Origin of the sequence: Marseilla massiliensis (assembly GCF_016899955.1) — a bacterium.
GTDB classification, from domain to species: domain Bacteria; phylum Bacteroidota; class Bacteroidia; order Bacteroidales; family Bacteroidaceae; genus Prevotella; species Prevotella intestinigallinarum.
In genome coordinates this window covers 102,601-113,157 of the sequence record NZ_JACJJL010000013.1, presented here as the reverse complement: position 1 = coordinate 113,157, position 10,557 = coordinate 102,601, and the positions used below count along the sequence as shown (strand labels likewise).

General features: G+C 48.3%; 6 protein-coding genes. 5 read left to right on the top strand and 1 reads right to left on the bottom strand.

All coding sequences use genetic code 11. The features are described 5' to 3' along the window. The first annotated feature begins 163 nt into the window (after nt 1–163). Nucleotides 164–2,479 (top strand): DEAD/DEAH box helicase, encoded by a 2,316-nt coding sequence (locus H6B30_RS09120; RefSeq protein ID WP_205109778.1) that lies wholly within the window; start codon nt 164–166, stop codon nt 2,477–2,479. Nucleotides 2,480–2,982: 503 nt separating this feature from the next. Here the strand turns inward: H6B30_RS09120 and H6B30_RS09115 are convergent. Beyond that, on the bottom strand, nt 2,983–4,017 hold the full coding sequence (locus H6B30_RS09115) for an asparaginase (protein WP_205109776.1): 1,035 nt from the start codon (nt 4,015–4,017) through the stop codon (nt 2,983–2,985). 185 nt (nt 4,018–4,202) lie between these two features. Here H6B30_RS09115 and uxaC point away from each other — a divergent pair, with 185 nt between their 5' ends. The 4 genes from uxaC (at nt 4,203) to H6B30_RS09095 (ending at nt 10,546) form a co-directional block, all read left to right on the top strand. After that, nucleotides 4,203–5,603 (top strand): glucuronate isomerase, encoded by a 1,401-nt coding sequence (gene uxaC / locus H6B30_RS09110; RefSeq protein ID WP_205109774.1) that lies wholly within the window; start codon nt 4,203–4,205, stop codon nt 5,601–5,603. Between the two features lie 225 nt (nt 5,604–5,828). After that, on the top strand, nt 5,829–6,632 hold the full coding sequence (locus H6B30_RS09105) for a polysaccharide biosynthesis/export family protein (RefSeq protein ID WP_205109763.1): 804 nt from the start codon (nt 5,829–5,831) through the stop codon (nt 6,630–6,632). Between the two features lie 63 nt (nt 6,633–6,695). Continuing rightward, nucleotides 6,696–8,540 carry a glutamine--fructose-6-phosphate transaminase (isomerizing) gene (gene glmS, locus H6B30_RS09100; RefSeq protein WP_205109761.1) on the top strand — a complete coding sequence of 615 codons (1,845 nt, stop codon included), beginning with the start codon at nt 6,696–6,698 and terminating at the stop codon, nt 8,538–8,540. 110 nt (nt 8,541–8,650) lie between these two features. Continuing rightward, a complete protein-coding gene (locus H6B30_RS09095; protein WP_205109759.1) occupies nt 8,651–10,546 on the top strand; it encodes an amidophosphoribosyltransferase in 1,896 nt (631 codons plus the stop codon). The last annotated feature ends 11 nt before the right edge of the window (nt 10,547–10,557 follow it).

Here is a 10,557-nt window from a genome sequence, read left to right as displayed (position 1 = left end):
GGTATCTCGACAACCAGGAGTGGATGGACAACGTGACGAGCGGCGACTACCAGCGTTATTACGACGACATGTACAAGGGGAGGTAGCCCTGGGGGGCAGAACCTAACAGTCAGCCAGGCTACGCCCTGCCCTTCTGTATACACATGTCTTATAAACAAATGAGATGACGAAGCATACCGGAATCTTACTGCGCGACTACCAGAGTGACATAATAAGGCGTGTAGTGGATAGTTGGGCATCAAATAATTCCGTTTTGGTACAGATGCCAACCGGCACGGGGAAGACTGTAGTGCTGGCTTCGCTCGTAAGCGAACATCTGAAACTTAAAAGTGATAATCATTGTTGCTCCGTCTGGATAGTCGCTCACCGCCGTGAGCTTGTCGAACAGATTGAAGAAACAGTGGCAAGATATGGCATACGGAAAGAGTATGGAGTTATCAAAGTACTGTCAATCCAATGGCTTGCGAGACATTGGGATGACGTGCAAGGCGAACAACCTGGGCTGATTGTGATAGACGAGGCACACCACGCGCTTGCCGAGACCTACAAGGAACTTTGGCAGCGCTATCCTGCTGCCATGAAGTTGGGCATGACCGCCACCCCATGCCGGCTGAATCGTGTTGGATTCACCGACTTGTTTGATGTGCTGGTCACCTCATACAGCATTGCAGACTTTATCAGGCAAGGATGGCTTGCAGCCTTCGACTATGTGTCTATACGCCAAGGCAGCGAAACCCAAAAGCTGATAGAGAGCCTGAAGAAACGCGGGGCGGACGGCGACTTCCAAGTGAAGGAAATGGACGCCGTGCTTAACAAACGCCCAAGCATAGAACGGTTGCATGACAGCGTAAAGCAATATGCCGGCGGAAAGAAAGGCATAGTGTATGCCATCAGCATCAGCCACGCGCGGAACATTGCCGACTATTACGGACATAAAGGAATAACGGCCGCGGCCATAGACAGCAAGACGCCGGCAAAAATAAGGAAACAGCTTGTAGAAGACTTCCGTCATGGCAACATTCAGGTACTGGTTAATGTTGACGTTTTCAGCGAAGGTTTCGACTGTCCCGATGTCGAGTTTGTGCAACTGGCCCGCCCTACCCTGTCGTTAGCAAAATACCTGCAGCAAGTTGGCCGCGGACTTCGAGTGGCAGAAAACAAACAAAGTTGTGTGATAATAGACAACGTCGGACTGTACCGCTTGTTCGGTCTGCCTGCAGCAGACCGCGATTGGCAGGCAATGTTTGAAGGACGGATGGCGGGTAAGGGCAACGAAGCCACAAGCAGAAACGAATGCTGCTACCCCGCCATGGCAGATTGCTGCACCAATGGCGAGCCAATAGGGCCAGACCCGGCCATGGAGATAGTATTGACACATGAACGGTTGCTGGAATACCTTAAGGAAAGCAGAAACCTTACAATGCATCTTGAGCAGGGAAAGCTCATGCCGTTTAAAGACAGGCGGACAGGACTTTACGGGTTAAGGCGTGGCGGCATGGTGACGGCCACACCCCAATTCAAGAAAGTGTATGCCACTGAAAACAACATGGCAGCTGTATTGCTAACAAACGGAAGTGCGGCTGTATGCGATTGTGGCGGCAAAATAATCATGGCCTTGGGCAAATGCCGGAAGCTGGCATTCACCCCAAAAGGATTTATTGCTACAACCTCTATAGACGGTAAAGTGGAATACACAGACCTTGCCACAGGCCACAAGCATGACGCCAAGCCCAAAGTGAAGGCGTTTGGGCAAGTGGAAGTGATTGAAACGGATAGAATGTATTGCAGTCGCACCAAGAGGGAATTGAGATGGAAACCAGACGCCGGAAGCATTCAAACGACCTTTGATGGAAAGATGCTGTTTGTTCACGACTTCGGGTCAAGGCCCCAGTGCCATCAGATATTGCGTGAAAACAACTTCATCGGCCACAGATGCAGCGTGCTGGTAGCCGGAGACAAATCTACATACTACAACCTGTCTGGCATATTGCCTGATGGGGCCGCCATAATTGAAGACACACAGGGCACCTATTACCTGACCTCCGACGGAGCAAGATTGCACAAAATATACTTTGAAAACCAAACGTCACCCGAAGGATTTTATTCTATGATGGAAAGGCTTCTGACTAAAGCCGAGGCCCGCAAAGCCGCCGATGAAGAAAAGAAAAACAGGTTGATGGAAGAAAGACGGCGGCGCAGACTTGACTCTCTGCAAGGTGTGATACCGTTTATGTCGGGCAATAAATGGGGGCTCCGGCACGGGCAGATTATTGTCGTGCCGCCTATCTACCGCAGCATACAGGCACCCGTTGGCATGTATTGCGCAGTGGAAGAAAGACCAAGCCAGTGGGGAGTCATCATGATTGACGGTAAAATCATTGTCGAGGCCAAATACTCAAAGGTAGAAATAGAGCAGAACGGAACAGCCCACCTCACATTGACAAAAGGCAATACCCAAACCGTCAAGCTGGGCACATGACATTTAAACAGGCTTGACAACAATGCCGACGTCGTTTCTTTGTTCATAGAAACGACGTCGGCATTGTTGTTTGTAGGGGCTGCGCGCTGTCGGTTACAATATAACAAATAAGACCTCGACATCCATGCACAATAAGAACTTCCTCATCAGCCATAGACTGCAAACACGCATAGACATGCGCCACAGCCAAACGGCCATACACAACGACAGCCTTTTATACCCCGTCAAATGGCCATTGGTCAATGATACCGCCAATCTCCAATCGCATCAGACCAAAGAACTTCTGCACCGATATTTATCAATATGCCCCAAACTATTATCCATGTTCCGGCGGCATCAGCTTACGAATTTGCCTCAACACAGCCAGTTACGACTTCGACAAAGCTGACAATAAGCCTGCCCGGCAATTGGATAAAATTACCTTGTACTCTGATGGCCACATTGTGTTAAAGCCAAACAGCACCACGTCGCCAACCACACCTTCACGACGCGAGGCCTTCTGCTCACACACACATCTCACCCCTGATATTTCTGTTGAGGTAATGCCTGATCTTCTCTGGGTCGGAAAACCTTGCCTGCAAATACATCAGTTTGGTGACAGCACTTTCAACTGTGCTGTCATGACCACTGATGACACCGGCCGACTTCAATTGATAGCCAGTGTCATAACGTCCCATCTCAACACTTCCAGCCATACACTGGCTAATATTAATTATAGTCTTGCCATTAGCCGACGCTTCTTTCAACGCCTTGATAAGCCATGGCGACTGTGGGGCATTCCCACTGCCGAAGGTACGCATGACAATGGAGCGCAAGTTGGGTGTGGCAATGACATGGCGCACCAAATCTTCACGTATGCCGGGGAATATAGTAAACACTATGACGTTGTTGTCCAAACGGAAATGCGGAGTCATAGGCTTAGAATAGTCCGGTTTTAAAATTAGGTCTTCCCTATATGAGATGTTAACCCCCGCGTCAGCCAGGTGCGGGTAGTTAAAACTCTCGAAAGCGTTGAAATTGTCGGCGCTTTGCTTCGTTGTACGATTTCCCCTCATGAGGTGGCCATTGAAATATATGCCCACTTCAGGCATTATGGCCCTTCCATCGGGATGCTTGGCAGAAGCAATCTCAATGCTGGTGATGAGATTCTCCTTCCCGTCAGTCCGCAATTGTCCTATCGGCAACTGACTGCCGGTAAGTATTACGGGCTTTGTCAGGTTTTCAAGCATGTAGCTCAACGCAGAGGCGGTGAAAGCCATGGTGTCAGTGCCATGCAATATCACAAACCCGTCATACTTGTCATAGTTATCAGCTATGATATGGGTCAACTCAATCCACAGCCGGGGCGACATATTGCTACTGTCGATAGGCGGCGTGAATTGATAAGTGGCAATGTGTGTCGAGAACTGCGCAAGCTCAGGAACGTTACTCAAAAGATGTTCAAACTTGAAAGGCTCGAGCGCCCCGGTCTGAGGATTGCGGTTCATTCCAATAGTGCCACCTGTGTAAATCAATAGAACATTATTGTCGTACGTCATCGTTTACGTATATTTTTGTTGCAAAAATAAGTAAACTTTTCGACATTGCAGAATTATTTTATTACTTTTGCACTATAGATATCCATACGGTATGAACACTTCATACAGAACAGTGTGGTGCCAGATGGCGAGAACAACGATTTGACAGACCTATAAAGCATACAACAATTAATAAACAACTAATTATGAAACAATTCAATGACGAGAACTTCTTGTTGGATAATGAAGTTGCCCAAGACCTGTTCCACAACCATGCGGCAAAGATGCCTATTATCGACTATCACTGCCACCTGATACCTGAAATGGTGGCAAATGACCATAAGTTTAAAAGCATCACAGAACTTTGGCTGGGTGGTGACCACTACAAATGGAGGGCAATGCGCACCAACGGCGTTGACGAAAAGTATTGCACTGGCAAAGACACGTCAGACTGGGAGAAGTTTGAGAAATGGGCCGAGACAGTGCCTTACACTTTCCGCAACCCACTTTACCATTGGACACACCTCGAACTCAAGACTGCATTCGGCATCACTAAGCTGCTGAGTCCCAAGACCGCACGCGAGATATACGACGAGTGCAACGAGAAGCTCAAGCAGCCGGAGTACTCAGCCCGTGGCTTGATGCGCAGATACAACGTTGAATGCGTATGCACAACCGACGATCCCATTGACGACTTGCGCTACCACAAGCAAACCAGGGAAAGCGGTTTTGAAATAAAGATGATACCAGCATGGCGCCCAGACAAAGCCATGAACATCGAGAAGCCCGACTTTGCCGAGTATGTAAATAAGCTTGGCGAAGTAGCAGGCGTGACCATCACGACCTTCAAAGACATGGTGGACGCATTGCAGAAGCGCCACGACTTCTTCACAGCCAACGGCTGCAAGCTGTCTGACCACGGAATCGAGGAGTTCTACGACGAGGAGTATACCGACGCACAAATTGAAGCCATATTCGCCAAGGCAATGAGCAAGAAAGAACTCACTGCCTATGAAATACGCCAATACAAGAACTGCTTCCTGACCAAGATGGCAGAGATGGATGCCGATGCCGACTGGACACAGCAGTTCCACTATGGCGCAATCCGCGACAACAATACAAAGATGTACGAGCAACTTGGCCCCGACACTGGCTTTGACTCTATTGGCGAGTTCAACACGGCAAAGGCTATGAGCAAGTTCCTCAACAAGCTGAACATGGAGGGTAAGCTCACACGCACAATCCTCTACACCCTTAACCCGTGCGCCAACGAGGTGATTGCCACCATGCTTGGCAACTTCCAGGGTGGTTGCCCGGGCAAGATTCAGTTTGGTTCCGGCTGGTGGTTCAACGACCAGCTCGACGGCATGACCCGCCAAATGAACGCCCTTTCTGTGCTCGGCCTTCTGAGCCGTTTCGTAGGCATGCTCACCGACTCACGCTCTTTCCTGAGCTATCCGCGCCACGAGTATTTCCGCCGTCTGCTTTGCAATATTCTCGGAACCGACGTAGAGAAAGGTTTGCTGCCCAATGACCACGAAATACTCAGCCGAATGGTTGAAGACATATCTTACAACAACGCACGGAATTATTTCAAGTTCTATTAAAACGAAATGTTGCCAGAGAGCTCTGTTCTGAACAAACAGAGCGACAACAAGCGACAACGCCACAACCCAGCGCCCGCAAACGCCCACGGCCAAACAGCCGGCGTTTGCGGGCGTTTTTACAAAAATCTTCCTTTTTTCATTAAGGAGATTTCTTAGTCGGACATTTTCTTGCTTATATGGAAAAATAGGTGTAAATTTGCAGGCAATTAAAAACGGTTTCACAAAATGATAATTTCAAAGAAAATCATCTTGCCTGTGGCTTTTGCTGCCGTCATAATGATATTTGGCAGTTGTTCTAATAAAAATGTTGCTTATTTCCAAAACAGTAATATTGTAAACCTGGAGCAGTCTAGAGTTCTTTACGACGCAAGGATTATGCCTAAAGATGTGCTAACAATAACAGTCAGCACATCAGACGCTGATGCCGCCGCCCCATTCAACATGACAGTGCCCACCCAACTGACACAAAGCATGCGCACAACGACTTCACAACCCTTGCTGCAAAGCTATCTTGTTGACAACGACGGTTACATCGATTTTCCGCGTGTAGGCCGCTTGCACGTCGGAGGCCTTACTAAATCTCAGGCGGAGCGCGTCATATTGGAAAAGATAAAGCCATACATGAGCAAAGCGGAAACTCCGATTGTCACCGTGCGCATGTCAAACTATAAGATTTCTGTCCTCGGCGAAGTCACCCGCCCCGGCATGTACACCGTTACCAATGAAAAGATTTCCATATTGGAGGCTCTTGCCCAGGCGGGCGACCTCACCATATACGGTGTTCGCAACAATGTAAAGCTGATACGCGAAGACTCAACAGGCATGAAATCCATTCATGTGCTAAACCTTAACGATGCAAACATCATTAATTCACCTTATTATTATTTGCAGCAAAACGACATTGTATATGTTGAACCCAATAAGGTGAAGGCACAAAACTCAAGTGTGGGTAGCATGACTACATTATGGTTCTCGGCGACCTCAATATTGATTTCGCTGACCTCACTATTGTATAACATCTTGAACTGATTAATGTATGTAAATGGCAGGCGCTCGTTGCGCCTGCCGTTAATTGTATAATATAGAGTAGATATGTGTGGAATTGTAGGATATATTGGTGATAAGGATGCATTCCCTATACTAATTAAAGGGTTAAGAAGGTTAGAGTATCGTGGATACGACAGTGCTGGTGTCGCATTGATCAACTCAAGCGGCAACCTTAACGTATACAAGAGCAAGGGCAAAGTTGATGATCTGGTGGCCTTCTGTGCCGACAAGAACACAACAGGCACTGTGGGCATAGCCCATACACGATGGGCCACCCATGGCGAGCCATCCTCTGTCAACGCCCACCCGCATTATTCCCAGTCGAAGAACTTGGCAATAATTCACAATGGAATCATTGAGAACTATGCCTCGCTGAGGAAAAAACTGATGGAAAAGGGCATCACATTCCGCTCTGACACAGACACCGAGGTGCTCGTACAATTGATAGAATACATACAGCAACGTAAGAACCTCGACTTATTGACGGCTGTTCAGCTGGCCCTGCACGAAGTGATTGGAGCATACGCCATAGCTCTGCTGGACAAGCGCACCCCAAACCAAATCATAGCAGCACGCAAACAAAGCCCTTTGGTTGTAGGCATTGGCGACAATGAGTTCTTTCTGGGTTCCGACGCGTCGCCCATCGTAGAATACACAGACAAGGTGGTGTATCTCGAAGATGGCAATATCGCAGTGATAAGGAAAGGCGAAGACCTGAAGGTAGTTAACATACAAAACCGGCTGCAGAATCCAGAGATACAGACAGTGGATATCAACCTCGGAGAGATTGAGAAGGGCGGATATCCCCATTTCATGCTCAAAGAAATATTCGAGCAGCCGGAATGCCTGACCAACTGCATGCGCGGCCGTGTCAACGTCGACACAGACAATGTTGTGTTGAGCGCCGTCATCGACTACAAGAAACAATTGCTCAATGCCAACAGGTTCATAATAATCGCTTGCGGAACGTCGTGGCATGCCGGACTTATAGGAAAACAGATACTTGAAAGCCTGTGCCGCATACCGGTTGAAGTAGAGTATGCGTCAGAATTTCGCTATCGCAACCCGGTGATAACGAGCAAAGATGTTGTCATCGCCATATCCCAAAGCGGCGAGACGGCCGATACGCTTGCGGCGATAAAGCTCGCCAAAGAAAACGGCGCATTTATTTATGGCATTTGCAACGCTATCGGATCGAGCATACCACGTTCTACGGACACCGGTTCATACATACATGTAGGGCCAGAGATAGGAGTAGCATCGACAAAGGCTTTCACCGGCCAGGTGACAGTATTGTCAATGCTTGCCTTGGCTTTGGCAAAGGAAAAAGGCACGATAAGCAACGAAGCCTATCTGAGCATAGTAAAAGAATTGCATGCAATACCTCAAAAGATGGAGGAAGTGCTGAAGCTCAACGACAGGATAGCCGACCTGAGCCGCATCTTCACTTACGCCCGCAACTTCTTATACCTTGGCCGTGGCTACAACTACCCTGTGGCCCTTGAGGGAGCGCTAAAGCTTAAGGAAATCAGCTACATACACGCCGAAGGCTATCCCGCGGCCGAAATGAAACACGGTCCCATAGCCCTGATAGATTCAGACATGCCTGTCGTTGTCATAGCCACGCACAACGCCATGTATGAAAAAGTGCTGAACAACATACAAGAAATAAAAGCTCGCAAAGGCAAAGTGATTGCCATTGTGACAGAAGGCGACAATACGATAAGCCGCATTGCCGATGAAGTGATTGAACTACCAGACACAATAGAATGCCTTGAGCCCCTATTGTCAACCATTCCGTTGCAATTGCTTGCTTACCATATCGCGGTTTGCAAAGGCAAGAACGTGGACCAGCCACGCAACCTTGCAAAGTCTGTAACCGTTGAATGACCATGTGGGCTAATCATTTAGCCCACTTAGTTGTGTTTAACCTACAAGTTGCCGTATTATTATATTGGCTTATAATGACAACCAAATAGAAAATAGTTTAGGATATTCGGATGGAACAATTAAAACACGAATGTGGAGTGGCAATGATTAGGCTACTAAAGCCGCTCGATTATTACCAGAAAAAGTATGGAACATGGATGTACGGGTTGAACAAGTTGTACCTCATGATGGAGAAGCAACACAACCGAGGCCAGGAAGGTGCCGGCATTGCATGTGTGAAGTTGAATACTCTGCCTGGTAATGAGTATATGTTTCGTGAGAAGGCTTTGGGAGCAAACGCCATAACAGAAATATTCGGAAGTGCTCAAAAAGAGTTTCGCAACCTTTCTAAAGAACAGTTGGCCGATGCAGAATACGCAAAGGAGAACCTTCCTTTCGCCGGCGAATTGTATATGGGTCACCTCCGCTATTCTACGACAGGCAAGAGTGGCTTGCAATATGTCCATCCATTTCTGCGCCGCAACAACTGGAAGGCCAAGAACCTGTGCTTGTGTGGCAACTTCAATATGACTAACATCGATGAGATATTCAGCAAAATCACCTCGCAAGGACAGTGCCCACGCATCTTCAGCGACAGTTATATCATGCTGGAATGGATGGGCCACCGACTGGACAGGGAAGTGGAACGCAACTTCGTCGATGCCAAGGAAAACGGGCTGCAAGGCACTGACATAACCGACTACATCGACGACCATGTACGCATGAGCAATGTGTTGCGTACCACGATGCCCGACTTTGACGGCGGCTATGTGGTTTGCGGTCTCACCGGCAGCGGTGAAATGTTTTCAATGCGCGACCCGTGGGGCATACGTCCGGCCTTCTATTATAAGAATGACGAAGTGGTGGTCGTTGCCAGCGAGCGCCCCGTCCTCCAGACAACATTCGACATCGAATGCGACCAGATATGCGAACTAAAGCCTGGCGAAGCTGTTGTCGTAAACAAAAAGGGAGAATTCTCGCTTGAAAAGATATTAGACCAACGCGGCGACTCTGCATGCTCATTTGAGCGCATATATTTCAGCCGTGGTTCCGACCGCGACATATACCGCGAACGCAAGAAGCTTGGCGATTTGTTGATGAAGCCCATATTGAAGGCTATCGACAACGACGTGGAGCACACAGTGTTTTCATTCATACCCAACACGGCAGAGGTAGCATACTACGGTATGCTGGGAAGCTTCAAGCGATATATCAACGAGCAAAAAATACAAGCCATAGAATCGCTGGGGCACATGCCGACGCACGAAGAACTGGAAAAGATACTCGAACAGTTTGTCCGTTCTGAAAAGGTTGCCTGGAAAGACATCAAGTTGCGCACGTTCATTACAGAAGGCAATTCGCGCAACGACTTGGCATCACACGTTTACGACGTGACATACGAAGTGTTGGAAAAAGGCGTCGACAATCTTGTGGTCATAGACGACAGCATAGTGCGCGGAACCACACTCCGCGAAAGCATCATCAAGATACTTGACAGGCTCCACCCGAAAAAGATTGTCATAGTCAGCTCGTCGCCGCAGATACGCTATCCCGATTATTATGGCATCGACATGGCCAAGCTTGAAGAGTTCATCGCTTTCAGGGCATGCATAGCACTGCTGCAAGACCGTGGCATGCAGAGCCTTATAGACGAGACATACAAAAACTGCATCGACGAGTTGAAGAAGCCCAAGGAAGAGATGCAATGTTGTGTCAAAGCGCTTTATAAGCCATTCACGGTCGAAGAGCTCAACACCAAGATGGTGGAACTGCTGCGCCCTGCAGAGGTGACCACCCCCATCGAACTGGTTTACCAAAGCATCGAAGGGCTGCACACTGCCATACCCGACCATAAGGGCGACTGGTATTTTACAGGCAACTACCCCACTCCCGGCGGGATGAAGCTTGTAAACCAGGCATTCATCAATTACTATGACAACGTGTATCAGTACGAACAAAAGTTTTAAACACTTTACAA